Origin of the sequence: Aliiroseovarius crassostreae, from assembly GCF_049803815.1 — a bacterium.
Lineage (GTDB): Bacteria > Pseudomonadota > Alphaproteobacteria > Rhodobacterales > Rhodobacteraceae > Aliiroseovarius > Aliiroseovarius crassostreae_A.
Map to the genome: position 1 here is coordinate 58,449 of NZ_JBNAGI010000002.1, position 24,814 is coordinate 83,262.

26 protein-coding genes are annotated in these 24,814 nt (G+C 60.2%); 7 read left to right on the plus strand and 19 right to left on the minus strand.

Annotated elements, in window-relative coordinates:
• Nucleotides 1–102 precede the first annotated feature (102 nt).
• The gene (phaZ, locus tag ACP15V_RS06035) at nucleotides 103–1,461 is read right to left on the minus strand and encodes a polyhydroxyalkanoate depolymerase (RefSeq protein WP_424942784.1); all 1,359 of its coding nucleotides are present in this window, start codon (nucleotides 1,459–1,461) and stop codon (nucleotides 103–105) included.
• Nucleotides 1,462–1,621: 160 nt separating this feature from the next.
• On the opposite strand from phaZ, the gene ACP15V_RS06040 reads away from it, so the two are divergent.
• The 3 genes from ACP15V_RS06040 (at nucleotide 1,622) to phaR (ending at nucleotide 4,835) form a co-directional block, all read left to right on the plus strand.
• Nucleotides 1,622–3,424: a PHA/PHB synthase family protein gene (locus tag ACP15V_RS06040; RefSeq protein WP_424942785.1), complete on the plus strand. Its 1,803-nt coding sequence runs from the start codon at nucleotides 1,622–1,624 to the stop codon at nucleotides 3,422–3,424.
• 243 nt (nucleotides 3,425–3,667) lie between these two features.
• Nucleotides 3,668–4,117, plus strand: a complete 450-nt coding sequence (locus ACP15V_RS06045) for a phasin, PhaP (RefSeq protein WP_424942786.1) — start codon at nucleotides 3,668–3,670, stop codon at nucleotides 4,115–4,117.
• A 160-nt stretch (nucleotides 4,118–4,277) separates the two neighbouring features.
• Nucleotides 4,278–4,835, plus strand: coding sequence for a polyhydroxyalkanoate synthesis repressor PhaR (phaR, locus tag ACP15V_RS06050; RefSeq protein WP_424942787.1), 558 nt, complete (start codon nucleotides 4,278–4,280; stop codon nucleotides 4,833–4,835).
• Between the two features lie 91 nt (nucleotides 4,836–4,926).
• Here phaR and lexA read toward each other — a convergent pair whose 3' ends face one another.
• The 7 genes from lexA to ACP15V_RS06085 form a co-directional block, all read right to left on the minus strand.
• The gene (gene lexA, locus ACP15V_RS06055; RefSeq protein WP_424942788.1) at nucleotides 4,927–5,622 is read right to left on the minus strand and encodes a transcriptional repressor LexA; all 696 of its coding nucleotides are present in this window, start codon (nucleotides 5,620–5,622) and stop codon (nucleotides 4,927–4,929) included.
• A 197-nt stretch (nucleotides 5,623–5,819) separates the two neighbouring features.
• Entirely contained in the window at nucleotides 5,820–6,992 is a 1,173-nt protein-coding gene (gene glp / locus ACP15V_RS06060; RefSeq protein WP_424943383.1) for a gephyrin-like molybdotransferase Glp, read from the minus strand.
• Nucleotides 6,993–7,097: 105 nt separating this feature from the next.
• Nucleotides 7,098–7,577 (minus strand): cyclic pyranopterin monophosphate synthase MoaC, encoded by a 480-nt coding sequence (gene moaC / locus ACP15V_RS06065; RefSeq protein WP_424942789.1) that lies wholly within the window; start codon nucleotides 7,575–7,577, stop codon nucleotides 7,098–7,100.
• 9 nt (nucleotides 7,578–7,586) lie between these two features.
• Nucleotides 7,587–8,390, minus strand: coding sequence for an indole-3-glycerol phosphate synthase TrpC (gene trpC / locus ACP15V_RS06070; protein WP_424942790.1), 804 nt, complete (start codon nucleotides 8,388–8,390; stop codon nucleotides 7,587–7,589).
• Nucleotides 8,391–8,394: 4 nt separating this feature from the next.
• On the minus strand, nucleotides 8,395–9,033 hold the full coding sequence (locus tag ACP15V_RS06075) for a uracil-DNA glycosylase (RefSeq protein ID WP_424942791.1): 639 nt from the start codon (nucleotides 9,031–9,033) through the stop codon (nucleotides 8,395–8,397).
• A gap of 196 nt (nucleotides 9,034–9,229) precedes the next feature.
• Nucleotides 9,230–10,249: an anthranilate phosphoribosyltransferase gene (gene trpD / locus ACP15V_RS06080; RefSeq protein WP_424942792.1), complete on the minus strand. Its 1,020-nt coding sequence runs from the start codon at nucleotides 10,247–10,249 to the stop codon at nucleotides 9,230–9,232.
• Nucleotides 10,246–10,854 (minus strand): anthranilate synthase component II, encoded by a 609-nt coding sequence (locus ACP15V_RS06085; RefSeq protein WP_424942793.1) that lies wholly within the window; start codon nucleotides 10,852–10,854, stop codon nucleotides 10,246–10,248. The genes trpD and ACP15V_RS06085 overlap by 4 nt, the downstream gene beginning before the upstream one ends.
• A gap of 134 nt (nucleotides 10,855–10,988) precedes the next feature.
• On the opposite strand from ACP15V_RS06085, the gene ACP15V_RS06090 reads away from it, so the two are divergent.
• Entirely contained in the window at nucleotides 10,989–12,617 is a 1,629-nt protein-coding gene (locus ACP15V_RS06090) for a divergent polysaccharide deacetylase family protein (protein WP_424942794.1), read from the plus strand.
• Between the two features lie 86 nt (nucleotides 12,618–12,703).
• Here ACP15V_RS06090 and ACP15V_RS06095 read toward each other — a convergent pair whose 3' ends face one another.
• Both ACP15V_RS06095 and ACP15V_RS06100 read right to left on the minus strand, forming a co-directional pair.
• On the minus strand, nucleotides 12,704–13,138 hold the full coding sequence (locus ACP15V_RS06095) for a cupin domain-containing protein (RefSeq protein WP_424942795.1): 435 nt from the start codon (nucleotides 13,136–13,138) through the stop codon (nucleotides 12,704–12,706).
• Between the two features lie 41 nt (nucleotides 13,139–13,179).
• Nucleotides 13,180–13,953 (minus strand): hypothetical protein, encoded by a 774-nt coding sequence (locus tag ACP15V_RS06100; protein ID WP_424942796.1) that lies wholly within the window; start codon nucleotides 13,951–13,953, stop codon nucleotides 13,180–13,182.
• 205 nt (nucleotides 13,954–14,158) lie between these two features.
• Here ACP15V_RS06100 and ACP15V_RS06105 point away from each other — a divergent pair, with 205 nt between their 5' ends.
• Together ACP15V_RS06105 and ACP15V_RS06110 are read left to right on the plus strand one after the other, a co-directional pair.
• On the plus strand, nucleotides 14,159–14,491 hold the full coding sequence (locus ACP15V_RS06105; RefSeq protein WP_424942797.1) for a GYD domain-containing protein: 333 nt from the start codon (nucleotides 14,159–14,161) through the stop codon (nucleotides 14,489–14,491).
• 39 nt (nucleotides 14,492–14,530) lie between these two features.
• The gene (locus tag ACP15V_RS06110) at nucleotides 14,531–14,926 is read left to right on the plus strand and encodes a DUF1330 domain-containing protein (RefSeq protein ID WP_424942798.1); all 396 of its coding nucleotides are present in this window, start codon (nucleotides 14,531–14,533) and stop codon (nucleotides 14,924–14,926) included.
• A gap of 196 nt (nucleotides 14,927–15,122) precedes the next feature.
• Here ACP15V_RS06110 and eno read toward each other — a convergent pair whose 3' ends face one another.
• From eno to ACP15V_RS06135, 5 genes are all read right to left on the minus strand, one after another.
• Nucleotides 15,123–16,397 (minus strand): phosphopyruvate hydratase, encoded by a 1,275-nt coding sequence (gene eno / locus ACP15V_RS06115; protein WP_424942799.1) that lies wholly within the window; start codon nucleotides 16,395–16,397, stop codon nucleotides 15,123–15,125.
• 50 nt (nucleotides 16,398–16,447) lie between these two features.
• Nucleotides 16,448–17,344 (minus strand): DMT family transporter, encoded by an 897-nt coding sequence (locus ACP15V_RS06120; protein ID WP_424942800.1) that lies wholly within the window; start codon nucleotides 17,342–17,344, stop codon nucleotides 16,448–16,450.
• 312 nt (nucleotides 17,345–17,656) lie between these two features.
• Nucleotides 17,657–18,076 carry a Fur family transcriptional regulator gene (locus tag ACP15V_RS06125; protein WP_424942801.1) on the minus strand — a complete coding sequence of 140 codons (420 nt, stop codon included), beginning with the start codon at nucleotides 18,074–18,076 and terminating at the stop codon, nucleotides 17,657–17,659.
• Between the two features lie 101 nt (nucleotides 18,077–18,177).
• Nucleotides 18,178–19,008: a PhzF family phenazine biosynthesis protein gene (locus ACP15V_RS06130; RefSeq protein WP_424942802.1), complete on the minus strand. Its 831-nt coding sequence runs from the start codon at nucleotides 19,006–19,008 to the stop codon at nucleotides 18,178–18,180.
• A complete protein-coding gene (locus ACP15V_RS06135; protein ID WP_424942803.1) occupies nucleotides 19,008–20,258 on the minus strand; it encodes a cation:proton antiporter in 1,251 nt (416 codons plus the stop codon). The genes ACP15V_RS06130 and ACP15V_RS06135 overlap by 1 nt, the downstream gene beginning before the upstream one ends.
• Before the next feature lie 118 nt (nucleotides 20,259–20,376).
• On the opposite strand from ACP15V_RS06135, the gene ACP15V_RS06140 reads away from it, so the two are divergent.
• On the plus strand, nucleotides 20,377–21,258 hold the full coding sequence (locus tag ACP15V_RS06140) for a DMT family transporter (protein ID WP_424942804.1): 882 nt from the start codon (nucleotides 20,377–20,379) through the stop codon (nucleotides 21,256–21,258).
• On the opposite strand, the gene ACP15V_RS06145 is transcribed toward ACP15V_RS06140, so the two are convergent.
• The 4 genes from ACP15V_RS06145 to ACP15V_RS06160 all read right to left on the minus strand — a co-directional run bounded on the left by ACP15V_RS06145 (nucleotide 21,245) and on the right by ACP15V_RS06160 (nucleotide 24,807).
• Complete coding sequence (locus tag ACP15V_RS06145; protein ID WP_424942805.1) at nucleotides 21,245–21,928, minus strand: endonuclease/exonuclease/phosphatase family protein; 684 nt, start codon at nucleotides 21,926–21,928, stop codon at nucleotides 21,245–21,247. The genes ACP15V_RS06140 and ACP15V_RS06145 overlap by 14 nt on opposite strands.
• A gap of 84 nt (nucleotides 21,929–22,012) precedes the next feature.
• Nucleotides 22,013–23,416, minus strand: a complete 1,404-nt coding sequence (locus ACP15V_RS06150) for a protein adenylyltransferase SelO (RefSeq protein WP_424942806.1) — start codon at nucleotides 23,414–23,416, stop codon at nucleotides 22,013–22,015.
• 9 nt (nucleotides 23,417–23,425) lie between these two features.
• On the minus strand, nucleotides 23,426–23,872 hold the full coding sequence (locus tag ACP15V_RS06155; protein WP_424942807.1) for an N-acetyltransferase family protein: 447 nt from the start codon (nucleotides 23,870–23,872) through the stop codon (nucleotides 23,426–23,428).
• Nucleotides 23,869–24,807 (minus strand): nucleoside hydrolase, encoded by a 939-nt coding sequence (locus tag ACP15V_RS06160; protein ID WP_424942808.1) that lies wholly within the window; start codon nucleotides 24,805–24,807, stop codon nucleotides 23,869–23,871. The genes ACP15V_RS06155 and ACP15V_RS06160 overlap by 4 nt, the downstream gene beginning before the upstream one ends.
• Nucleotides 24,808–24,814 lie beyond the last annotated feature (7 nt).

The window sequence follows — 24,814 nt, forward strand, 5'->3', positions numbered from 1 at the left end:
CGGTGATCCGACGCAGGCGGAGCGCCCCCTGAAACAGAAAAAGGCGCCACCCCGGCGCCTTTTTTTTCGTTCCAGCGATCTTTGCGATCCAAGTCAGCCGAATCACACCGGGATACGGGTGGGCAGGCTGGGCTCTTTTCTGGATTTCTTTTTCTTTGATTTCGCCGGTTTGGTCAGCGGTTCCACCTTGGATTTTTCGGCTTTTTTCTTTGCCGCCAACTGGGCGTGGCGACCGGCGTTCTGGTCGATGAATTCCAGCACCATCGGACGGATATTGTTGCGCCAGCTTTTGCCCGCGAAGATGCCGTAATGGCCCGCACCCGGTTCCACATGGCTGGCCTTCTTGTCGTCTGACAGACCGGTCAACAGGTCAAGCGCGGCGATGCATTGGCCCGGCGCGGTGATGTCATCCTTGGCCCCTTCAACGGTTTTCACCGCAACATCCGTCACCGCGTTCAGATCCACCTTGTGCCCGTCGACCACAAAGGCATTGCGCGCGATCTCGCTGTCCTTGAACAAGCGTTCTACCGTAGACAGGTAAAACTCGGCCGTCATATCCATAACCGCCAGATATTCATCATAAAATTTGTTGTGCTTGTCGTGTTCCGACGCTTCGCCCTTGGTCACGCGCATGATCTGATCGGTGAAGGCTTTGGAGTGCATTTCGGCGTTCATCGACATGAACCCGGCCAGTTGCAAAAGCCCCGGATAGACCATGCGGCCCGCGCCATCATATTTGAAGCCGACGCGCTGAATGGCCAGTTCTTCCAGCTGGCCCATGGTCACGCGACGCCCGAAATCGGTCACGTCTGTGGCGGCGGCATCCGGGTCAATTGGCCCGCCAATCAGGGTCAGGGTCTGGGGCTGGGCCTCGGGGTCCAGCTCGGCCAGATAGGCGGTGGCGGCCAGGGTCAAAGGGGCGGGTTGGCAGACCGCAACCACGTTGATATCGGGGCCAAGATGGCGCATGAAATCAACAAGATAGAGGGTATAATCCTCGATATCGAACTTGCCTTCCGACACCGGAATGTCGCGCGCATTATGCCAGTCGGTGATATAGACTTCGGCGTCAGGCAGCAGGCTGCGGACGGTGGAGCGCAAAAGCGTTGAGTAGTGGCCCGACATGGGGGCGACCAACAGGATGCGGCGCTCTTTTTCCGGGCGGCCCTGAACCTTGAACTGGATCAGGTCACCAAAGGGGCGTTCGACAAGGGTTTCGACCTGCACGACATGGTCGCGCCCGTCTTCGGCCACCACGCTGTCGATATTCCAATCGGGCTTTACGGTCATCCGCTGAAAGCTGCGTTCGGTCACATCGCCCCAAGCCGCGAGCATTTGATAGAAGGGGTTCGGCACCAGTGCCGTCGCCGGGTAAGATCCCATGGCTGCTGCCGTCGCCCCCAACCACTGGTTGGTGTTCCGGATCGTCTCCATCAGATCATAGGTTGCCATATACCGCATTCAGAACCCCTTCATTTACCCTTTGCAATTCGCGCCGTTGTTACCGCATAGTCATAAACATATGCAGTATTTGCAATGCTGCACCACGCATTTGTCAATGCTGCAGTTGCAAAATTGTCGATGCTGCACCTGCGAAATAGCTTAGGAGGGAAATTGCCTTATGACAACCGACCAAAAAAATCCCAGTCAAGAGTTGAGTGAGCTTAATCAGAATCTTGCTAGGATTGAGGCGTTGTCGGCCCGATTGTCGGCCGCCGTGGCCGGGCGAAAAGGGGTAAGGCAAAGTTTGCAGGGGCCGGGACAGGAGTTTATGGCCAAAGCCGCCTCTGCCTATTTCAACGAGATGATGACCAACCCGGCCAAGCTGATTGAACAGCAGGTGGCGTTCTGGGGCAAAAGCCTGCAGCACGCAATGGAAGCGCAACAGGCGCTGGCTGACGGGTTGAAAGAGGGCGAGCTGAAGGCTCCTGAGGGGGATAAGACCCGGGACCGCCGGTTCGCGAACCCGCTTTGGGACACGCATCCCTATTACAATTACCTCAAGAAACAATATGAGATTTCCGCGGCGACCATCGAAGAAAACCTGTCGCAGGTCGAAGGTCTGGATGAGCGCGACAAGCGCAAGCTGGAGTTTTTCACCCAGCAGATCGTCGACCTGATGAGCCCCACCAATTATCTGGCCACAAATCCGGATGCGATGGAGCGGGCGATCGAGACGGAGGGCAAGTCTTTGGTCGACGGGCTGGAAAACCTGGTTCATGACCTGGAAGCCAATGACGGAGAGCTGCTGGTCAAGCTGGTGGATGAAGACGCGTTTGAAGTGGGCGGCAATATTGCGACCACCGAAGGCGGGGTGGTCTTTCGCAACCGGATGATCGAGTTGATCCAGTACAGCCCAACCACTGAAAATGTGCATGCCCGCCCGCTGATCATCTTCCCGCCCTGGATCAACAAGTTCTATATCCTTGATTTGAAAGAGCAAAACAGCTTGATCAAGTGGATTGTGGATCAGGGGTATACCCTGTTTGTGGTCAGCTGGGTCAATCCGGACGCGCGCTATCGTGACGTGGGCATGGGCGACTACATCGAAGAAGGGTATCTGGCCGCCATTGACGAGGTGAAGAAGATCACCAAGCAAAAAAAGGTCAATGTGGTGGGCTATTGCATCGCGGGCACCACCTTGTCCCTGACGCTGTCACTGATGAAAAAACGAGGCGATACCTCGATCAACTCCGCGACCTTCTTCACCACGCTGACCGATTTCGAAGATCAGGGCGAAGTGGGCGTGTTCCTGGATGATGATTTTGTTGACGGGATCGAGGAAGAGGTGAATGAACGGGGCTTTCTTGACAGTTTCTTCATGTCGCGCACGTTTTCGTACCTGCGATCCAATGACCTGATCTACGGCCCGGCGATCAACAGCTATATGCTGGGCAAGACGCCGCCAGCCTTTGATCTGTTGTACTGGAACGGGGATGGCACCAACCTTCCCGCCAAGATGACGGTCGAGTATTTGCGCGGTCTGTGTCAGCGCAATGAATTCGCCCGCGGTGATTTCGAATTGCTGGGCGAACACCTGTCAATCGCGGATGTCGACGTGCCGATCTGTGCAATTGCCTGTGAAACAGACCACATCGCGGCGTGGAAAAGCTCCTATAGCGGGATGCGCAAGATGGGATCTGATGATCGCACCTTCATCGTGTCGGAAAGCGGCCATATCGCCGGGATCGTGAACCCGCCATCGAAAAAGAAGTATGGCCACTACACCAATGAGGATTGGCCGGAACGCGCAGAGGACTGGATGGAAGGGGCCAGTTTCCATGAAGGGTCCTGGTGGGGCCGGTGGGACAAGTGGCTGGCGAAGAAGTCCGGCAAGAAAGTGCCCGCGCGCCCGGTGGGTGATTCGTCGCATAAGGTGCTCGCGCCCGCCCCTGGCACCTATGTTGTGGCCCCGAAAGCCTAGTGATGTCGGGCATATCTTGGGTTGAGTGACCACAACCTACTGATATTTCGTGTTTTAATACCGTTACATGCTGCAGTGCAGAAAAAGCTTGATTTGCTGCACTGCAGCATGCATATTGTTTGCAGATGCAGCAAAGCCGAGCGGACAGTAAGGACGCAACGCTGCGCCGCCGCAGAAACGAAATACTCAGGTCGCGCTTTTCCTCCTCAACTTTGTCGCGGCCGCAACATTCGGAGATGACCAATGACCAAGGCTCAAGACTTCACCAAGATGTTCCAAGACGTTCTGGGTGCTTTCCCGGTTGACATGAGCAAAGCCCAAGACGCTTTCAAAACCCAAGCTGAAATCAGCGAAAAGTTTTCGAAAGTGGCCCTGGAAGCCGCTGATAAATCGGCTGAGATCTCGACCAAATGGACCAAAGAAACCCTGGCCAAAATGGGCGACGTGACCAAAGCCAAAGAAGAAGCTGCTGACTACTCGAAAGCCGTGACCGACTTCGCTTCGGCCCAGGCTGAGCTGGCTGCTGAAAACATGGCTGCTTTTGCTGAAGTTGCCAAAAAAGTTCAGGCTGAAACCGTTGAACTGATGCTGGCCGCCGGTAAAGAAATGGGTGACGAAGCCCAGGCTGCCGTGAAAAAAGCCGGTGAAGAAGTGCAGAAGGCCACCAAAAAAGCCACTGCCGCTGCCAAATAAGCGGAAATTCAGGCCGGGTCCTCCCTCCCGGCGTTTTCCGAAAGGGCGTGCCATTGGCGCGCCCTTTTCTTTGATCTAATGGTCAATAGGCTTGCCAATGGCCGTGTGGCTGTCATAGGCTTTTTGCAATGCAGCAACAAAGCTGTCACGGGGAGGAATTATGGCGCAAAACGAAGATACGCTGCTGATCAAGCGATATGCCAGCCGTCGTCTGTATAACACCGAAACATCAGATTATGTGACGCTGGATGATATTGCCGGTTTCATTCGGGACGGGCGCGATGTGCAGATCATTGATCTGAAATCGGGTGACGATCTGACACGCCAGTATCTGCTTCAAATCATTGCAGAACATGAAAGCCGCGGGGAAAATGTTCTGCCGGTGGATGTGCTGACGGATCTGGTGCGCTCCTATTCCACCCAAGCGCAAAGTGTGGTGCCGCAATTCCTGGCCGCGAGTTTTGAAATGCTGCGCGATGGTCAGACCCAGATGATGGAAAACCTCGGCACGATGGGAAATCCGATTGCAAATATGCCGGGGCTGGAGGCGATGCAGGCGCAGCAAGAAGCGTTTCTGAAGGCGATGATGGGCGGATTTGCCGCCGGATCCGGCCCGACCCCCTCTGACACGGATGAAGATGGATCAAAAGGCGAAGAGCTGGACGAAATCAAGAAACAGCTGGCAGAGTTGCAAAAGAAACTGTCCGGGCTGAGCTGACTTTGCGGTCAGGCCCAGCCGAGCATTGAAAAGGGAGGCATCATGCCTCCCTTTTGTCGTTCGATCATGAAGTCAATCATGGGGATGTGGGTCAATAGGTTCGGATCAGCCCCACCAATTTGCCCTGCACCTTGACCGACCCTTCGGGCAGGATGCGGGTTTCGTAGGCCGGGTTCGCGGCCTCCAGGGCGATCATGCCATTGGTCTTGCGGAACCGTTTCAGCGTGGCTTCGTACCCATCGACCTGCGCCACGACGATATCACCATTTTCGGCGCTGCCGGTTTCACGGATCACCACCACATCGCCATTGTTGATGCCCGCGTCGATCATGGAATCCCCTTTGACCTCAAGCGCATAGTGACGTCCGCCCTGGCCAAGCATGGTCTGCGGCACCGATACCTGTTGCGCCCCATCTGTGATCGCCTCAATCGGCACACCGGCCGCGATCCGGCCCAGAAGCGGCAGGTCACTGATGCCAAGCCCTTCCAGTGGCAGGGCGGTGGGCGGCGTTTCAGGGCGCGATCCTTCGATCACCTTGGGTTCAAACCCGGCGCGGCCCCCGGTTTCCATGGTTTCAGGAAGTTTTACAATTTCGATGGCACGGGCGCGATGGGCGAGGCGACGGATAAAACCACGTTCCTCCAGCGCCGTGATCAGACGGTGAATGCCGGATTTCGACCGCAGATCCAGCGCCTCTTTCATTTCGTCAAAACTGGGTGGCACCCCGTCACGCTGGATGCGCTTGTGGATAAAATCCAGAAGTTCCAATTGTTTACGGGTCAGCATCTGCTCTTACCTCCGTCATTGACCGGGCCTTCGTCCTGGAACGGGCGTTCGCCTGCTATTTGCGCGCGAGTTTACCGCCGCTAACACCACCGGAAAACTTGTGGCGTTCAAGCTCTGTTCTATCCATGTTCTCTTTTTGTGTCAACTAAAGGTGAACAGTTGGTGAACTATGCGCGCGGAGGCCGTGCAGAACGGCATCAGATTGGCAGATATTCCATCACGGTGCCGGCCTCTTGTGCCGGATCGCTGACCGGACGGATAAGCAGCGCATTGGCCCCGGCCAGCACCGACAGAAGCGCGCTATCTTGTTGATTGCAGACGGTGATCTTTCCTTCTTCCACCACGGCACGCATGTAATGTTCGCGCGGGCCATTGGCGGCAATTGGTTCCGTCAAAGGGGCCGTGCGACGTGGCGCAGCCGCTTTGCCCCGCCCCAACATCGCCCGCAGCGCGGGCACCAAAAACACATGGCCGCAGACCATGGCAGACACCGGATTGCCGGGCAAGCCAATCACCGGGGTGTCGCCCAATTTGCCCGCCATCAGCGGTTTGCCGGGGCGCATCGCCACCTTATAAAAACTGCGCGCCATGCCCAGTTCTTCGGTCACATCCCCCACAAGATCATGGTCCCCCACGGAGGCACCGCCGATGGTGACAATCAGGTCGGCCCCGTCGCACAGATCAAAGGCCATGCGCAGGCTGTCGTGATTGTCCCGCGCGATCGGCAACATGCGGGCTTCGCCGCCGTTTTCCTCGATCAGCGCTTTCAGGCCGAAGGTGTTGGACGAGATAATTTGGTCGGGGCCGGGATCTTCGCCGGGCATGACCAGCTCGTCCCCCGTGGCCATCAGCGCCACCACAGGTTTTCGGCGCACCGTCACCTTCGGGGCGTTCATCGCGGCGATCAGCGCCAGATGGGCCGGAGTGAGCAAAAGCGGTGCATCCACTTGATCTCCCACGGCAAAATCGGCACCTGCCGGGCGCACATGTGGCCCCTTGTCGAGTGTGCGCCCCAGGGTGATCAGATCCCCTTTGCGGGTCACATCTTCCTGAATGATCACCCGGTTCGCGCCGTCCGGCATCGGGGCGCCGGTGAAGATGCGCACGCATTGCCCGGCGCCGATCTTGCCGTCAAACCCATGGCCTGCCGCGCTTTCACCAATCACTCGGAACATTGCCTCTGGATCGGCTTCAACACTGTTTACCGCATAGCCATCCATAGCCGAGGCGGCAAAAGGGGGCTGTTGGCGGGTGGCGGTGACCGGCGCAGCAAGCACGCGGCCCGCGGCCTCGGCCAGGGGCACCTCTTCGGTGTCCAGCGGATCGACAAGCGAAAACAGATTGTCCAGAGCTTCGGTGACGGGGATCATGTGGGGGCCTCGCAGTTTGATATGTGCCGCGCAGGCGGGCTGCGGGTCGCCTTGATCTGTCATATGTTGATGCGGTTTGCCTTGAACCACATCAAATTGAAGGGGTTAACGGGTATACACGCCCGATTTGCCGCCTTCCTTGCGCAAGAGGCGGATGTCCTTGATCTCCATGCCTTTTTCGGCGGCTTTCAGCATGTCATAAACGGTGAGGGCCGCGACGGACACGGCGGTGAGCGCCTCCATCTCAACGCCGGTTTGTCCACCGGTCTTGACCGTGGCGGTGATGCGCACGCCGGGCAGCTCGGGTGCGGGCTCCAATTCCAGCGCGACCTTGGTGATCGGCAGCGGGTGGCACAGCGGGATAAGCGCCGAGGTCTGTTTGCAGCCCATGATGCCCGCAAGCCGCGCAACCCCCAGCACGTCGCCTTTCTTGGCGGTGCCCTCGGTGATCAGCGCCAGCGTTTCGGGCGTCATCTTCACAAAGCCTTCGGCCAGCGCCATCCGGTCGGTCACTGCCTTGTCGGACACATCCACCATATGGGCCTGTCCGTCGGCGTCGAAATGGGTCAGGGGGCTGTCAGACATGGGATTACCTCAGGCTGGGACGGGGTTGGCAAGAAGGGTGCGGGTGGCGGCCTCGACATCATCCTTTCGCATCAGGCTTTCGCCGATCAGGAAGCTGCGCGCGCCATACTTGGCCATATCGGCCAGATCCTGCGGGGTGAAAAGCCCGCTTTCACAGACCAGATGACGGTCTTTTGGCGCCAGTTTTGACAGGCGGCGGGTGGTGTCGAGCGTGGTTTCAAAGGTTTTGAGGTTGCGGTTGTTCACCCCCAGAAGCGGTGATTTCAGCGCCACGGCGCGTTCCAGCTCCGCCTCGTCATGGACCTCGATCAGCACATCCATGCCCCAGGAAAAGGCAGCCTCTTCAAGCTCTTGTGCCTGAGTGTCCGACACAGAGGCCATGATGATCAGGATGCAATCGGCGCCAAGCGCGCGGGCTTCAGTGACCTGGTAGGTGTCATACATGAAATCCTTGCGCAGCGCGGGAAGGGAGGTGGCGGAGCGGGCGGCCACGAGGAATTCGTCCGCGCCTTGGAAAGATGGCCCATCGGTGAGCACGGACAGGCAGGTGGCCCCCCCGGCTTCATAGGCTTTTGCAAGCTCTGGCGGGTTGAAATCTTCGCGAATAAGACCTTTGGACGGGCTGGCTTTTTTCACTTCGGCAATCAGCCCGTATCCGGTTTTCGACGCCTCAAAAAGGGCCTTGGCAAAGCCACGGGTCGGCGCGGCGTCGCGCGCCGCGGCCTCGACGTCAGAAAGCGGGCGGCGGGCTTTGCAGGCGGCCACATGCTCCAGCTTGTAGGCCTTGATCTTGTCGAGAACGGTCTGGGTCATGGGATCACCAATTGATTGCGGTCTGGCCCTGATCTGTAAGCCAATTGTTGACGGATGAAAACGGGCGAGAGCCGAAAAAACCGCGCCGCGCCGACAGGGGCGAGGGGTGGGCGGTTTTCAGGATCAGATGGGTGCCCGGCCGGATGTGTTTTTCCAGCTTCTGCGCGTTGTTGCCCCAAAGGATGAACGCGGTGGGGCGGTGTGAGACGCGCTCCAGCACCTGATGCACCAGCCTGTCCCAGCCGAGTTTCTGATGGGCATTGGCCTCGCCTGCGGGCACGGAAAGCGCAGTGTTTAAAAGCAGGACACCCTGCCGGGCCCAATCCGACAGATCGCCATTGGGGCGCAGGATGCCAAGGTCAGCTTCCAACTCGGCATAGATGTTTTTCAGCGACCGGGGCAGGGGGTGCACATCCGGTGCAACCGAGAAGGCCAAGCCGTTGGCATGGCCCGGCGTGGGGTAGGGGTCCTGGCCCAGAAGGACCACGCGCACGTCATTGGGGGGCGCGGCCTCAAGCGCGGCAAAGCGGCGGTCATCTGGCGGCAGGATCTCGCGCGGGTCTGCTTTGATTGCGGCGTCGATCATGGGCCAGTTTTCGGTGAAAAAGGGCAGATCGGACCATTTTTCGGGGATTGGGGTCATGGCGGTTCACTCTTGACAGGCGGGCTGGGGCGGGCATTTCGAAGAAAACTAGAAAACTAGAAAACTAGAAAACTAGAAAACTAGAAAACTAGAAAACTAGAAAACTAGAAAACTAGAAAACTAGAAAACTAGAAAACTAGTTTTCTGGTTTTCTGGTTTTGTGACGGGGCAGGGGAATGGCCCCACCCCGATAGGGTCAACTGGCCCCAGATGTGATCCGCGCCAGGGTTTCGATCCGCTTCAAGGCCTCGCCGCTGTCGATGCTTTCTGCGGCCAGGGCTGCCCCCTCCTTCAGGTCGCCGGCCTTGCCCGCCACCACCAGCGCGGCAGCCGCATTCAACAAAACCGCATCGCGATAGGCGGATTTCTCGCCATTCAGAAGCGCGCGGAAGGCCTTGGCGTTCTCGGCGGGTTCTCCGCCCATGATCGCCTCGAATGGATGAACGGGCAGGCCTGCGTCCTCGGGGTGCAGTTCAAACTCGCGCACCGCGCCGCCGTCCAACGCAGCCACCCAGCTAACCCCAGAGATCGCCAGTTCGTCCGTGCCATCCGACCCATGCACCAACCACGCTTTGTCTGCCCCCAGCAGGCCCAGCGTTTCTGCCATTGGCCGGATGAGGTCGCGGGAAAACGCCCCGGTCAGTTGGCGTTTCACACCCGCCGGGTTGGTCAGCGGGCCGAGGATGTTGAAGATCGTCCGCGTGCCCAATTCAGCGCGCGTGGGCATCACATGGGCAATCGCCGGGTGGTGCATTGGGGCCATCATGAAGGCGATCCCGGCCTGGGCCAGCGCGGCCTCGACCACCTCTGGTCCGACCATCACATTCACGCCCATTTCCGTCAGCGCATCCGCCGCACCCGATTTGGACGACAGGTTCTTGTTGCCATGTTTCGCGACCGTTACGCCTGCGCCCGCGACCACAAAGGCCGTGGCGGTCGAGATATTCAGCGTGCCTTTGCCATCGCCCCCGGTGCCGACAATATCCATCGCCCCGTCTGGGGCGGTCACGGGTTTGCAGTTCGCGCGCATCACGGCGGCGGCGGCGGCGTATTCCTCGACCGTTTCGCCGCGTGTGCGCAGCGCCATCAAAAGCCCGCCGATCTGGCTGGGCGTGGCTTCGCCTTTAAAGAGGATGTCAAAGGCCTGTTCTGCCTCATCGCGTGTCAGTGGGCGGTCGGCGGCGGCGCCGATCAGCGGTTTGATAGCATCGCTCATGCGGCATCTCCTTTCGGCAGCGGCTTCGGGTTGATCCCGGCCAGCTTCAGGAAGTTCGCCAGCATCGCATGGCCATGTTCCGACCGGATGCTTTCCGGGTGAAACTGCACGCCTTCGATCGGCAGATCTTTATGGCGCAGCCCCATGATCATGCCACCCTCCAGCCACGCCGTGACCTCCAGACAGTCCGGCAGGCTGTCGCGATCCACGATCAGCGAGTGATAGCGGGTGGCCTCCAGCGGGCTGGGCAATCCTTCGAACACGCCTTTGCCCGCGTGAAGCATCGTCCCCATCTTGCCATGCACAATCTCGCCCGCGCGCACCACCTTGCCACCGAAGGCCTGACCGATGGTCTGATGTCCCAGACAAACGCCCAGCAAAGGCACGCCCGCATCGGCCGCCGCTTTGGTCAGGTCCAGACAGATCCCCGCCTGATCCGGGTCACAGGGGCCGGGCGACAGAAGGATCCCTTGCGGCTTTTTCGCCAGCGCCTCACCCACGCTCAAAGCATCATTGCGCCAGACCTCGACCTCACTCCCCAATTCGCCCAGATAATGGACAAGGTTGTAGGTAAAGCTGTCATAATTGTCGATCAGCAGGATCATTTGCTGGCCTTTCCGCATTTGGCGGCGCAACGGGGGTTACGCTCGCATCCCATCCGGCTATACATGTTCCCAACCTGCGTTGTTGGTCAAGGGCCGCAACGGGGGCAGGGCCTAGAATTTCGAGGAGAGCAGGCATGTCGCGTGGGTTTTTGTCGGGTGTTGCCGCCGGGGCCATTGTCTCGGTGGTTGGATTGGCTGGTCTCTCGATCGTGACCAGTTCAAACCAGGATACCGTTCAGATGCCGGATCCGGCGCCGGAGGTGACCGAAGCGCCGCTTGCGCCGATGGATGCGCCCATGCAGACTGAGCTGCAGGCTGAACTTCCGGATGCAAAGGCCATGCAAGACGCTCCCCCTGCCGATACCCAAGCTGACGCTGCCAGCGAGGCGGGCGTTACCAAACCTTCAAATGGTTCCCAAACAGATGCTACCGGCTTTGACCCCTCGTCTACGGAACCGTCTGCGGCAGAAGGGGCCAGTGAGGCATCGGCAGACGGGGAGCCGGTTGGCCTGGCAGAGGAAGGCCCGGAACCCAATTCCATCGAAAGTGGCGCGGCCCCGGATGCGCCAGAAATCCCGAAGGAGAATGGGATCAGCCCTGATCTTTCCACGGCCGACGCATCGTCGCCCGACGTGAACACGGCCCCACCCACGGCCCCAGACGCTGGCGCGCTTGATAGTACGCCTGTTGACGTGCCCACCGGGCCGGCTGCGAGTGTGGACGACACCGCGCCAGAAGGCATCAGCCCGCAGGAAGATGATCCAGCCCAGATGACCAAGGTCGAAACACGACCGAAACTGCCGCAGATCACGCCCCCGCCGGCCAATGGAACGGCCCTTCCGGGCACAACCGATCCGCAAACCGAACCGCCCGCCGCCAAAACGGAAACCGCAGGGACTGAAGAGACCCCAGATGCAGAGGCTGATGCGGAGCCGCGGATCAAAAGCGAACCTGTGGCGCCCATTGGCGATCTTGCGGAGAATGTCACGACAAACCGTCTGCCCTCGATCAATACAGCGCCAGAGGGCGAGGAGGTGGATGCAACACCCGCCGGTGCCGAAGGATCAGCGGATGGCGTGGCAGAGGCCTCGCCGCTGGCGATCAAACGCAATGCGGTTGCATTTACACCCGTCGCGGATCGCCCGCTGATGGCCGTGCTGTTGAAAGATGACGGCGGGGCGCGGGAAAGGCTGGGGGATATCTCATCCCTGCCATTTCCGGTGACATTTGTCGTGGATGCCATCGCCGAGGATGCCACGGATGCGATTGCCTTTTATCGAGCGGCTGGCGCTGAAGTGGTGGTCGAGGCAAATCTGCCCCCCAACTCCACGCCAACAGATGCTGAAGTGAATTTTCAGGTGCAATCCGAGGTGATGCGCGCCGCCACCGCCGTGATGATGAGCGGTGACAGCGGGTTTCAGGATGATGCGGGATTGGCAAATCAGGTGTCGGACATCCTCGCGGAAACCGGACATGGGGTGATTTCGCACCCCAAGGGGCTGTCGACCGGGCATCGTCTGGCGATCAAGGCGGGTGTGCCGGCAGGGCTTGTGTTTCGCGACGTGGACGGGGCTGGGCAGGATGGCCGTGCCATTCGCCGCTTCCTTGACAATGCGGCCTTTAAGGCGCGCCAGCAGGACGGTGTGATCGTCTATGGCCGCGCGCGCCCGGAAACGCTTCAGGCCCTGATTGAATGGAGCCTGGGCAACCGGGCGCAATCGGTGTCGGTGGCCCCGGTCAGCGCGGTTTTGTTGGGCAAATGAGAGAGAGGGGCGTTGCCCCTCGCGAGGCAAGCTCGCTCACCCCAGGATATTTGTGACCAGAAAATAAGGGTTTGGTGCGGAAAACGTCAGACGCGCGGGATGTCAAAACCCGGGGCGGCGAGGGTGAAGCCTTCGAACTGGAACCCCGGCGAGACCGTGCAGGAGACCAGCGTGTAATCGCCTGTGCTGCGGGCAGCCTGCCAGTGATCTTTTGGCACAATCAGTTGCGGATCCTCGCCGGCGGCCAGATCCGGGCCAAGCCGATGATCGGTGGCGGGGCCGTGATCCGTTTCGGACAGGGAGAGGATCAACGGTGCGCCGGAATGATAGAGCCAGATTTCGGTGGCATCGACCTTGTGCCAATGGCTGGCTTCATCCGCTTTCAGCAGGAAATAAATGCAGGTGCCAGAGGGGCGGTCAGGCAGGGTGGTGCTATCTGTATCCTTCCAAGTCTCGCGGTAGTAGCCGCCTTCGGGATGCGAGGTGAGGTCGAGATGGCGGATGATGTCGTCAGCGGTCATGAGGGGCCTTTGTGCGTTTTGGAACGGCAGCAGGTTTTCGGTTATGCGCTGAGGCTTGCGCGGAGTTCAACAAGGGATTTCCCCAACCGGAAGGGGGCTGCGAAACTGACCAGGCAAAGGGCCAGGATTTGCAGCACCAAAATATGGGCGTTGTCCTGCAGATATTTCCATTCGCGCTGCAATTGGCCCACTTGTTCGATCAGCGTGTCATAGCTTTGCGCGAGGATCTGGAAGTCGCCTGCAATCGCCGGGCGGCGTTTGCGCAGTTTTGTGACGGCGGTCTCGGTGTTCTCATCGCGTGAGGCGAAGACCAGGAAACGTTCAAGATCAAAGGCATCGGCCTTGGCGACCATCTCCTGCATGTCATCTACCGGGCTGCGGTGGCGGTCAAAGGCCAAAAAGCCAAGCCCGGTCAGGGGGGCGACCTCTTCGGTCACGGCAATAAAAAGCGGCAGGTCGGAATTTGCAGCGGTGGAGGCAGAGAGGAATTCGACCTTTTCGCACAGGGTGGCCACCTCGCCATCCAGCGCCGGGTCGCAAAACCGCAACCGAAACCGGGCGGCGTCGCGATCGAAATCGGCGCTGGCGGCGTAGGCCAGGTCGATCTGCCGGTCAAGCCGGGAGCTGTCGGACGTATAGAGCCCCGCGATGATTGCCACCAGCGCGCCGATGCCACCCAGCACCACCCAGACCAGATCGGCCAGCTTCCACGCCCGGTGCCCCGCCGGTTTGCGAAACAAAAACGCGGTACCCAGCGTGCCAAGCGCAAAGAGCGCCAGCAGAAGGTGCAGTTGATAGGTGGTCACGAAGCTCATGACCCGGAGTGTAGGGCGCGTGCGAGAGGACGCAACCGGGGTAAGGCGCGCGTGATCGAATGTGATCGCTGTGTCTGATCACCGGGGGAACAGATCAAGCGGTCAGGCTGACCCGGGCGCGTGCCCATGGTAGGGTGCCCCAGCAGCGGGGCATGATGGTGGGTGCGGGTGTGAACCTATCTCTTTGACACAAAAGGAGGTTCTCATGTCTTTTTATCTGTTTCGCGGGAAATATAGTGGTGTGTCTTTGCGATCCCTTGTCGACAACCCGGAAGATCGGGAACAAGCGGCGGGCGAGATGATTGCCGCGATCGGCGGCAAGCTGCACCACCTGTTTTTCTGCTTTGGCGAAGATGATGTGATTGCGTTGATCGAAGCGCCCAGTGACGAGGTGATGGCGACCTGTGCGCTGGTGGTTGGCGCGTCTGGCACGATGTCTGCGGGGTCCACCACCAAGCTGATGACCCAAGACGAGGCAATGGCGGCGATGAAAGCGGCGGGTGCGGCCCGGGCGGCGTATCGGCCTGTTGGATCGTGACACGCTGATTGGGGATGATCGGGGACGAAGGAGGGGAAGATGGCAAAGGGCTATCTGATTGCCAATATTCGTGTGCATGATGCGGACGCGTTTGAAGAGTTCAAACGCCTGTCGGCGGCGGCAATTGCGGATTATGGCGGCAAGATCCTGGCGCGCGACCCAAACGCGGAGTATCGCGAAGGGGGCGCGCGCGGCCTGGTCACACTGATCGAATTTGAAAGCACTGAGGTGGCGCAGGCCTTTTATGACAGCACCGCCTACACGGCGGCCCGGCGGGTGCGCGAACGGATTTCGCAGACCGATCTTGTGCTGGTGACGGGGGGGAGGGGCTCTGCCCCTCGGCCGAACGGCCTCACCCCGGGATATTTGGAACAAGGAAAAAAGAGCATTTGGCACGCGGATGACGACGCGCGTGATGCAGGAGGGTCTGTTTGATGTCCGATTTGTCGAACAATTGTTGATGGTTCTCCGCCAGATCCCGTCCTTTCCCCGGCGTGGCTGCTTGGGGACGCGGGCGCGCGGAAAGGTGAGTTAGCTTCAAAAAAAAACGCCGGACCGCGTGGGGCGATCCGGCGTGTTCGGCTGTGTGGTGCTCCGAGAGGGCGGCCTGTGTGACAGCCCCTTAGCCAGCTTACTTCAGAATGCTGCGGCCTGCATATTCCGCCGTCGCGCCCAGCTGTTCTTCGATGCGGATCAGCTGGTTGTATTTGGCGAGCCGGTCGGAACGCGCCAGCGAGCCGGTTTTGATCTGGCCGCAATTGGTGGCCACGGCCAGGTCGGCGATGGTGGCGTCTTCGGTTTCGCCAGAGCGGTGCGACATCACGTTGGTCATGCGCGCGCGGTGGGCCATATCGACGGCTTTCAGGGTTTCTGACAGCGACCCGATCTGGTTCACCTTCACCAGCATCGAGTTGGCCGCGCCCTTGGCGATGCCTTCGGCCAGACGCTCGGGGTTGGTCACAAAGAGGTCGTCGCCCACCAGCTGCACCTTGTCACCGATGGCCTTGGTCAGCGCGACCCAGCCGTCCCAGTCATCTTCCGACATGCCGTCTTCGATCGAGATGATCGGGTAGTCGTTGCAAAGGGCGGCCAGATAATCGGCGTTCTCTTCCGAGCTCAGCGATTTGCCTTCGCCCGACAGAACGTATTTGCCGTCTTTGTAATACTCGGTCGCCGCGCAATCGAGGGCGAGGTAGATATCTTCGCCCGGTTTGTAACCTGCTTTTTCGATCGACTTCATGATGAAATCCAGCGCGTCACGGGTCGAGGCGATGTTCGGGGCAAAACCACCCTCATCCCCAATGCCAGTCGACAGGCCCGCGGCGGAGAGTTCTTTTTTCAGCGTGTGGAACACTTCGGCTCCCATGCGCACCGCTTCGCGGATGTTTTCCGCAGCAACTGGCATGATCATGAATTCCTGGATGTCGATTGGGTTATCGGCGTGCTCGCCGCCATTGATGATGTTCATCATCGGCACCGGCAACACGCGGGCCGAGGCACCGCCCACATAGCGGTAAAGCGGCAGGGCCGAGGCGTCGGCGGCGGCTTTGGCCACGGCCAGAGACACGCCCAGAATGGCGTTGGCCCCAAGGCGGCCCTTGTTGGCGGTGCCATCCAGTTCGATCATCGCGGCGTCAATCGCTTCCTGCTCGGTGGCGTCAAAGCCGATCAGCGTTTCGGCAATCTCGCCGTTTACGGCTTCCACAGCCGCCAGAACGCCCTTGCCCAGGTAACGCGATGTGTCGCCATCACGCTTTTCCACCGCCTCATGTGCGCCGGTCGAGGCACCCGAGGGGACAGCGGCGCGGCCCAGCGTGCCGTCTTCCAGAATAACATCGACCTCTACGGTCGGATTGCCGCGGCTGTCCAGAATCTCGCGGGCGAAAATATCGACGATGGTGCTCATGTTAGCGCTCCCAATAAGAAGAAAACTTCAGTTGAGGCGTCTTTAACCCGTCACGCCGCGTCGGGCAACCGGGCGGCGCGCCTGTTAGCGCGAGCTTCGCGCAGAAACATGTAAATTCCGCTGCTGATCACGATGCCGGCCCCCAAATAGGTCAATGCATCGGGACGTTCGCCAAAGATGACCATGCCCAGGATGATCGAGAAAATCAGGCGCGCATAGCGAAACGGCATGATGATCGAGGTCTCGGCGATGCGCATCGCCATGACGATGGCATAGTAACCACTGACACCAAACACCATCGCGCCCGCCAGAAATCCCCATTCGATACCCTGTGGCACGACAAACGGGTCGGTGACCAGGATCATCAGAAGGCCAGCCGGGATCAGCGCGAAGAAGCCATAGAAACTGACCGATGTTGACGGGATCGACGGGTCGATCTGACGGGTGATCAGGTCGCGTACCGCGATGCCGAAGACGGCGGCAATGGGGAACAATGCCGCCATGTCAAAATCCTCGGCCCCGGGGCGGATGATCAAAAGCACACCAAGAAACCCCACGCCAATCGCCGTCCAACGCCGCCAGCCGACCGTTTCCCCAAGGAAAATCGCCGCCCCTGCGGTGATGGCCAACGGTGTCGCCTGAAACACGGCAGCCACGGTGGAAATTGGCACCAAAGACAGGGCGGTGATGAAGAACATCGCGGAAATCCCCTCGGAGATCGCGCGCCAAACCAACATGGGCGAGCGCATGTCGCGATGCACCAGCGGGGCCAATGTGCCCCGGGTCAGATAGGTGACCACAGCAAAGGCCACGGCGCCGCCCGCGCCCAGAAAAACCAGCACCTCGGATACCGGCAACCCGGAGGAACTGGACTTGATGAACGCGTCCTCAAGCGCGAAAGCGGCCATGGAAAGCGTAACAAGGATGATGCCGCGAATATTTTGCATGTTCAGGATCCGGAGTTTTGCCGGATGACAGAACCGAAATTTTGGATCCGAAACAAGCGGGGAAAACGTGATGGGTCACATTTGTTTTGGTGATGAGTGAGTGAATGGATGGGGAGGGAGGCTCCCGCGCCTTTGCGCCCTTCGGTTGCCAGGCTTGGGCGTGGCCTCGCTTCGCTCGGTCAGGGGCGCTGCCCCTCGCGCGGCAGGCGCGCTCACCCGGGGATATTTCTTGACCAAAGATGAAGGCGTATGGGCATCTTTGGTCCTTAAATATCCCGGGGGTCTGGGGGCTGGCCCCCAGCTTGCCTTGTGTCATGTCTTGTCGATTGGCACGCCGTACAGTTCCAACCGATGATCCTTAAGCTTGTATCCCAATTTTTCGGCGATCTTTTCCTGCAGCGCCTCGATCTCCGGGTCAACAAATTCAATCACTTTGCCGGTCGTCAGGTCAATCAGGTGATCGTGATGATCCCGATCGGCGCTTTCATAGCGGGCACGGCCATCACCGAATTCGTTCTTCACGAGGATCCCGGCCTCTTCGAACAGCTTGACGGTGCGATAGACGGTGGCGAGCGAGATGCCGGCATCCACATCCGAGGCGCGGGCGTAAAGCTCTTCGACATCCGGGTGGTCGTGATGGGCGCTTTGCAACACGCGGGCGATCATCCGGCGCTGTTCGGTCATGCGCAGGCCTTTTTCCTCGCAGCGGGCAAGAATGGTTTTATCTGGCATGATCAGTCAGCCTCACGAATCTTTTGCCATTTATGACGCGAAATTCCGAAGGGGGAAACCGGGGGATTTGCGACACCCGCGCGCGTGCCCGAAGGGGGGCGTCACACGAAAAGCTGCCCTTCCATGACCTTTACCGCCTGGCCGGCGACAGTGACCCGGCCATTTTCCGCAGTCAGCGCGATGCGCGAGGGGCGGCCCATGTCATCGCCCTGGTGCACGGTGATCTCGACCCGGCGATCCAAGGTTTCGCTGAGAAGCGCGGCCAGCGGTGCCGCAGCAGATCCCGTGGCCGGGTCTTCGGGGATGCCATCCAGCGGCGCGAACATGCGGGTGTGCACGATGCTGCCATCCATCACATAGGGGTAGACCGCGAAATCGTGGTTGCCCGGGTAAAGCGCGGCCCCTTCGCGCATCGCATCTGTGTTGGGGCAGAGTTTTGACAGGGTCTCGCGGCTGTCCAATTGCACAAAGACAAAATCCCCGCCCAGCGAGGCCAGCACCGGGATGCTGCGCAAATTCAGGATGTCACAGCCCAGGGCCCGCGCGACCAGGTCAGCGGCGGGGTGGGCTTTGATCTCCAGCGGGTGTTCGGTGAAAAAGGACGCAGAATTACCGGTGGCGCGGCAGGTCAGCGGCCCGACGCCAAGCTCCAGCACCATATCTTCGTGGCCGTGTTGCTGCGCCAGCATGATCGCGGTGCCAATGGTTGGGTGACCGGCGAAGGGCAGTTCCCGCGCCGGGGTGAAATAGCGCACCCGCGCGGTGTGGGCGGGGTCTTCCGGCGGCAGGATAAAGCTGGTTTCCGAAAAGTTGAATTCGCGCGCGATGGCCTTCATCTGCGCCTCGCTCAGATCCCCGGCATCCGGCACAATCGCCAATTGGTTGCCGCCAAACGGCGTGTCGGTGAACACATCATAAACAAAATAGCGCATTACATCAGCTCCGGTTCGCGTCCGAGTTTCGTGGCCAGGGGGGCCACGGTCAGCCCTTGGATGATAATCGAGAAGATCACAATGATATAGGTGGCCGTCAGGATCAGGGGTTTCCATTCGTTATCGGGCAAGCTGAGCGCCAGCGCCACCGAAATCCCGCCCTTCAGCCCGCCCCAGGTCATGATCGGGATCACGCCAGAGGTGAAATCGCGGAAGGGTTTGAGGATCAGGACCGGCACGGCGACCGCCGCCAGCCGCGCCACCAGTGCCAGCGCAATGGCAAAGATCCCCGCCATAACCGCGTCGCCGGTGAAGGCCACGGCGAAGACCTCGAACCCGATCATCAGAAAGAGGACGGCATTGAGGATCTCGTCAATCAGCTTCCAGAAAGCGTCGACATATTGGCGCGTCTCTTCGGACATGCCGTGTTTTGCGCCCACGTCGCCGATCAAAAGCCCGGCGCAGACCGCCATGATCGGGGCCGAGACGTGCAGCGCCACCGCCAATTCGTATCCGCCAAAAGCCAGGCCCAGCGTCAAGAGCACCTCCAGCGAATAATCGTCGATCCGGCGCATCACCCGGAAGGTGATCCAGCCAAGCACCACCCCCAAAACGGCACCGCCGACGGCCTCCTGCACAAACAACATCGCGGCCGATTGCAGGCCCGGTTCGTGATGGGTGTCGCCTGCGGGGAAGGCCAGTCCGACAAGGACCAGAAAAACCACGTAGCCCACCCCGTCATTGAACAGGCTTTCCCCCGCAATCTTGGTTTCCAGAGATTTCTGCAGGTTCGCTTCGCGCAGCACCCCCAGCACAGCAACCGGATCAGTGGGCGAGATCAGCGACCCGAAGACCAAGGCAATCAGCAACGGCATGCCGGTCAGCCAGCTAAACCCCACGCCGACGATCATTGTCGAGAGCGCCACACCCATGGTGGCCATCAGCAACACCACGCGCCACTGCTGGCGCAGGTCGGAAATCTTCACATGCAAAGCGCCTGCAAAGAGCAAAAGCCCAAGCATCCCCTCCAGCAAAGCATCAGAGAAATCAATGCCGGTCACCGTGCTGCGCACCTGATCCGCGACCCCAAGGCCGGGGGCCACAAGATCCAGCGCCATGATCGCAACCGAGGCCAGAAGTGACACCACCAGAATGCCGATGGCCGAGGGCAGTTTCAGGAACAGATAGTTGATTGCGCCAAACACACCGGCAAGGACAATCAGAAGGGACGCGATTTGCAAAAAGGTCATGAGTGGCTCCGAGGGCCTTCCGAGGGCCTAAAGGGTGGGTGATGTGCCCTCTCATAACATGATGGCATTGCAACACAAATGGCTTGACGCGCGGCGCGGCGCAAGGTCCTGTCCCGCCATGGAAGACAAACGACACATGGATCGGGTTGGGGCGGCGTCGCTGGTGGGGGTGTTTGTGCTTCTGGCGGTGAACCAGGTGGTGATCAAGCTGACCAATGAGGGGTTCCAACCGGTGTTCGGTGCCAGCTTGCGCAGCTTTGGGGCCATTGCGGTTCTGGGTCTCTGGATGCTGGCGCGCCGCGTGCCGTTTAAATTCACCCGCGCCACATTCTGGTCAGGCATCCTGGTGGGCCTGGTCTTCTCGTTCGAATTCATCTGCCTCTTTGTGGCACTTGACCTAACCACGGTCACGCGCGTGTCGATCATCTTCTATTCCATGCCGGTCTGGATGGCGCTGGTGGCCCATTTCACCTTGCCGGGGGAACAGCTGACCCCGGTGAAATCCGTGGGCCTGGCGTTGGCTTTTGCCGGTGTGGTCTGGGCCATACTTGATCGCAGTTCGGGTGCGGGAGAGGCCTCGCTTTGGGGGGATCTGGCCGCATTGGGCGCGGCACTGGGCTGGATGGGTGTGTCTCTTTGCGCGCGCTTGACCCCGCTCAAAACGCTCTCCGCCGACATGCAGATCTTTTGGCAAGTCCTTGTGTCAGCTCCGCTTTTGCTGCTTGTCGCTCCCCTTTTCGGCCCCCTCATTCGCGACCTGCAACCGGCGCATTATTGGGGCATCGCCTTTCAGGCTGTCTTCATCGCGTCCGGTGTGTTCCTCTTTTGGTTTTGGCTCCTCAAACGCTACAAGGCGTCTTCTGTCGCGTCCTTTGCCTTTCTGTCCCCGATCTTCGGCGTGGCGATGGGCTGGGCGTGGTTGGGGGAAACACTTGGCCCGGCAACCCTCGGCGCGCTTGCTCTCGTCGCGCTTGGCATCCTGTTGATCAACCGGCGTTGATCGCAACCCGTGCCCAGACCGGCAAGTGGTCTGATGCGACCCGGGTCAGTGAGGTCTGTATCACATGCCCGTCCAAAACCTTGACGCCCGGGCTGACCACCAGCCGGTCCAGCGCCGCCATCGGGCGCGACGCGTGAAAGCTTTTGCCAAATTCATGGATGTCAAACTTCCGGTCGAGCGGTTCAAACCCACGATGATGGGACCATTCATTGAAATCCCCCAGGATCACCGTGGGCGTTGTCTCGGCGCGCAGCACCTGCGCCAGCCTGCGCATCTGCTGGTGACGATAGCGCCGCATCAATCCCAGATGACAGCCCAGCACCCGCAGTCCTTCCACCTGCACCGAAACCGCGCCGCGTGGCTCCAGCCCCGGTAGGGGAATGCGCTCTGGCTGGGTTACCGTCAGCCCGCGGCGCACCAGGATGGCATTGCCGTGGCTGCCCAGTGATACGCCATTTGCCGCCAGCGGGACCACGATGTAATCGCTTTCCTCGTTGATGATACGGGCGGGCAGGGCTGCCTTGCGCTGCCCCAACCGCCGGTCGGCTTCCTGCAGCACCACCACATCCGCATCCGCATGACAGATCACCTCCATCACCCGATGCGGGTCGCGCCGCCGGTCCAGCCCCACTGCCTTGCGAATGTTATATGTCAGCAGTGACAGTTCCACACCGCGTCCTCTTTTTCTTGCCGGAAATACCTCGGGGTGAGCCGCGAAGCGGCGAGGGGCAGCGCCCCTGTACGCATGGGCCGCTTACGTCCCGCAAAAAGTGCGTATCACCCGCTCCGCCGGCTTCGGCCCCAAGGTCAGATCCATCTCGTCTTCCCTCGGATCGTAGGGCCGGTGGAGGGCCTCTGCAAGCCGGTGAAATGGCGCAAAGTCGCCGTCGACCCCCGCCTGAATGGCAGCCTCGATCTGATGATTGCGTGGGATCACCACGGGGTTGGCCTGGGCCATCACCGCGTTGGGATCCGCCTCGCGCGTCAGCCGCGCCTGCCACTCGGGCGCCCAGCTTTCCCACGCGCCCGGATCTGTGATCTCGTCGCTGGCATCCCCTGCGGTCAGCGCGGTGAAGGTCCGGGTGAAATCAGACTGGCTCGTGGCCATGCGGCCCAGCAGACCCGTGATCAGATCCATGTCGCCATCTTCTTCGCGCACAAGCCCGATCTTGGCCCGGAAGTGTCGGATCCAGGCGGCATGAAACCGATCGCCAAACGCGTTTAGAAGGTTCCCCATTTCTTCCACAGCCGCGTCTTCATCCTCTGTCAACGGCAGCAGCGCCGTGCCCAGCTGTGCCAGATTCCACAGCGCCATATCGGGCTGATTTGCAAAGGCATACCGCCCCTGTTGGTCAATCGAGGAAAACACCGTGCGCGGGTGGTAGGCATCCATGAAAGCGCAGGGGCCGTAGTCAATGGTTTCGCCCGACACCGCCATATTGTCCGTGTTCATCACGCCATGAATGAACCCCACCGACATCCACGCCGCGACCAGCTCGGCCTGCCGCTCCATCACGGCGGACAGGAAGGCCACGGGGCCGCTGATGCCTGGATAATGGCGCTGAATGGCATGATCCAGCAGCAGTCCAAGCCCATCTTTATCCTGGCGCGCCGCGAAATACTGAAACGTACCAACCCGGATATGGCTGGCCGCCACGCGCATCAGAACCGCCCCCGGATAGGCGCGCTCGCGTTGCACCCGTTCGCCGGTCAGCGCCGCCCCAAGGGCGCGGGTGGTGGGTATGCCCATCGCATACATGGCCTCGGACACGAGGTATTCCCGCATCACCGGCCCCAGCCAGGCGCGCCCGTCGCCGCGCCGGGAAAACGGCGTTTGCCCGGACCCCTTGAGCTGAATATCTACCCGGCCGAAATCGCCCGTGACTTCGCCCAGCAGGGACGCCCGCCCGTCGCCCAGTTGCGGCACCCAGCCGCCAAATTGATGGCCGGCATAAGCCTGTGACAGCGGGTCCATTCCGGGCAAAAGCTCGTTTCCGGTCAGTACCTCTGGGGTCAGCTCTTCGGGATCAAACCCCAGCTCCCGCGCCAACGCGTTATTCACGATCAGCAGGGCAGGGGCCGTTACCTTTTGCGGGTTCAGTTTGGCGTAGAACCGGTCCGGCAGGCGGGCATAGGAATTGTCAAAAGTCACACTCATGGACGCAGCCTACAACATCCGCGTCATCAGGTGGTAACGATCGCGCGACGCAAACCCGATGCGTTCATAAAGCGTGCGCGCGCGCATGTTATCCGTGTCCACTTCCAGATGCATCGCGGCGATGCCCTGGCCCGCCAGTGCGCGGGTCAGCGCCAGCATTGCCTCGGACCCCATGCCGCGGCCCCGCACCCGTTCGCGCACGTAAAATTCATCCAGAAACGCATCCAGCCCGCCAAATTCGATCGACCAGCCAAAGCTGACCGCAATGTAGCCCACCGGGGCCGAGCGCGGCCCGATCATCCAGATCGCCCCATGGGGCGAGCCTTCCAGCAGGGGCGCCAGCGCACCGCGCCTTGTGTCGTCATCTTGCACGATGCCTTCGCCCGCGTGAAAGCCGGCCACCAAGGTGGTCAGCCGATCAAGATCGTCCATTGTCGCCAATCGCAATGCGCTCATAGTCGGGCCAGCCTTTCTGTCAGCAGGTCAAAAAATCCATCCGCGTCCAGATCGCCGATGAAAAGCGCGTTGGGCGCGCGGTCTGTCACCCCCCACCAGTCGGCCACCGTCATTCCCATGGTCAGTTCCGAGGTGGTTTCGATTTCCACATTCACGTGCCGCCCTTTGAACAGGTCGGGGCGGATCAGATAGGCGATCACGGTGGGGTCATGCAGGGGCGCGCCGTCGGAGCCGTATTTCTCGCGGTCGAACCGTTCAAAGAAATCGGTCATCTCGGCGGTGAAGCTGCCGACCTTGGTGTCAAGCGCGCGGAACGCATCATTGCGCGGTTTGGTCACCAGCGCCTTATGGGTCACATCCAGCGGCATCACCACAATTGGAACGCCAGATTTAAACACAATATCAGCGGCTTGCGGATCGACATAGATGTTAAACTCGGCCGCGGGCGTGACATTGCCCACCTCGAAATAGGCCCCGCCCATCAGAACAATGTCCTGCACCCGGTCAATGATATCCGGCGCGCGGGCAAAGGCGGTGGCAATGTTGGTCAGCGGCCCCAGCGGGCAGAGTGTGACCGTACCGGGGGCCTCGTTGCGCAGCGTGTCGATGATGAAATCCACCGCGTGGGTGTCCTGCAGGGGCATCTGCGGCTCCCACAGGTCCGGCCCGTCCAAGCCGGTCTTGCCATGCACATATTCCGCTGTGACCAGATCGCGCACCATAGGCCGGTCACAGCCTGCAAACACCTTGGTGTCCGGCTTGCCCGCCAGTTCACAAATGATCCGCGCGTTTTTCTGGGTCAGCGCCAGCGGCACGTTCCCGGCGACCGCAGTCAGCCCCAGAACCTCGACGTCCTCGGGGCTGGCGAGGGCCAGCAGGATGGCGACCGCATCGTCTTGCCCAGGGTCAGTGTCGATAATGATTTTACGCTTCATATCAGTG

What these genes read in the sequence shown, in the direction of transcription:
- phaZ (WP_424942784.1), bottom strand. Translation starts at nt 1,461, where the DNA reads ATGCGGTATATGGCAACCTATGATCTGATGGAGACGATCCGGAACACC.
- ACP15V_RS06040 (WP_424942785.1), top strand. Translation starts at nt 1,622, where the DNA reads ATGACAACCGACCAAAAAAATCCCAGTCAAGAGTTGAGTGAGCTTAAT.
- ACP15V_RS06045 (WP_424942786.1), top strand. Translation starts at nt 3,668, where the DNA reads ATGACCAAGGCTCAAGACTTCACCAAGATGTTCCAAGACGTTCTGGGT.
- phaR (WP_424942787.1), top strand. Translation starts at nt 4,278, where the DNA reads ATGGCGCAAAACGAAGATACGCTGCTGATCAAGCGATATGCCAGCCGT.
- lexA (WP_424942788.1), bottom strand. Translation starts at nt 5,622, where the DNA reads ATGCTGACCCGTAAACAATTGGAACTTCTGGATTTTATCCACAAGCGC.
- glp (WP_424943383.1), bottom strand. Translation starts at nt 6,992, where the DNA reads ATGATCCCCGTCACCGAAGCTCTGGACAATCTGTTTTCGCTTGTCGAT.
- moaC (WP_424942789.1), bottom strand. Translation starts at nt 7,577, where the DNA reads ATGTCTGACAGCCCCCTGACCCATTTCGACGCCGACGGACAGGCCCAT.
- trpC (WP_424942790.1), bottom strand. Translation starts at nt 8,390, where the DNA reads ATGACCCAGACCGTTCTCGACAAGATCAAGGCCTACAAGCTGGAGCAT.
- ACP15V_RS06075 (WP_424942791.1), bottom strand. Translation starts at nt 9,033, where the DNA reads ATGACCCCAATCCCCGAAAAATGGTCCGATCTGCCCTTTTTCACCGAA.
- trpD (WP_424942792.1), bottom strand. Translation starts at nt 10,249, where the DNA reads ATGAGCGATGCTATCAAACCGCTGATCGGCGCCGCCGCCGACCGCCCA.
- ACP15V_RS06085 (WP_424942793.1), bottom strand. Translation starts at nt 10,854, where the DNA reads ATGATCCTGCTGATCGACAATTATGACAGCTTTACCTACAACCTTGTC.
- ACP15V_RS06090 (WP_424942794.1), top strand. Translation starts at nt 10,989, where the DNA reads ATGTCGCGTGGGTTTTTGTCGGGTGTTGCCGCCGGGGCCATTGTCTCG.
- ACP15V_RS06095 (WP_424942795.1), bottom strand. Translation starts at nt 13,138, where the DNA reads ATGACCGCTGACGACATCATCCGCCATCTCGACCTCACCTCGCATCCC.
- ACP15V_RS06100 (WP_424942796.1), bottom strand. Translation starts at nt 13,953, where the DNA reads ATGAGCTTCGTGACCACCTATCAACTGCACCTTCTGCTGGCGCTCTTT.
- ACP15V_RS06105 (WP_424942797.1), top strand. Translation starts at nt 14,159, where the DNA reads ATGTCTTTTTATCTGTTTCGCGGGAAATATAGTGGTGTGTCTTTGCGA.
- ACP15V_RS06110 (WP_424942798.1), top strand. Translation starts at nt 14,531, where the DNA reads ATGGCAAAGGGCTATCTGATTGCCAATATTCGTGTGCATGATGCGGAC.
- eno (WP_424942799.1), bottom strand. Translation starts at nt 16,397, where the DNA reads ATGAGCACCATCGTCGATATTTTCGCCCGCGAGATTCTGGACAGCCGC.
- ACP15V_RS06120 (WP_424942800.1), bottom strand. Translation starts at nt 17,344, where the DNA reads ATGCAAAATATTCGCGGCATCATCCTTGTTACGCTTTCCATGGCCGCT.
- ACP15V_RS06125 (WP_424942801.1), bottom strand. Translation starts at nt 18,076, where the DNA reads ATGCCAGATAAAACCATTCTTGCCCGCTGCGAGGAAAAAGGCCTGCGC.
- ACP15V_RS06130 (WP_424942802.1), bottom strand. Translation starts at nt 19,008, where the DNA reads ATGCGCTATTTTGTTTATGATGTGTTCACCGACACGCCGTTTGGCGGC.
- ACP15V_RS06135 (WP_424942803.1), bottom strand. Translation starts at nt 20,258, where the DNA reads ATGACCTTTTTGCAAATCGCGTCCCTTCTGATTGTCCTTGCCGGTGTG.
- ACP15V_RS06140 (WP_424942804.1), top strand. Translation starts at nt 20,377, where the DNA reads ATGGAAGACAAACGACACATGGATCGGGTTGGGGCGGCGTCGCTGGTG.
- ACP15V_RS06150 (WP_424942806.1), bottom strand. Translation starts at nt 23,416, where the DNA reads ATGAGTGTGACTTTTGACAATTCCTATGCCCGCCTGCCGGACCGGTTC.
- ACP15V_RS06155 (WP_424942807.1), bottom strand. Translation starts at nt 23,872, where the DNA reads ATGAGCGCATTGCGATTGGCGACAATGGACGATCTTGATCGGCTGACC.
- ACP15V_RS06160 (WP_424942808.1), bottom strand. Translation starts at nt 24,807, where the DNA reads ATGAAGCGTAAAATCATTATCGACACTGACCCTGGGCAAGACGATGCG.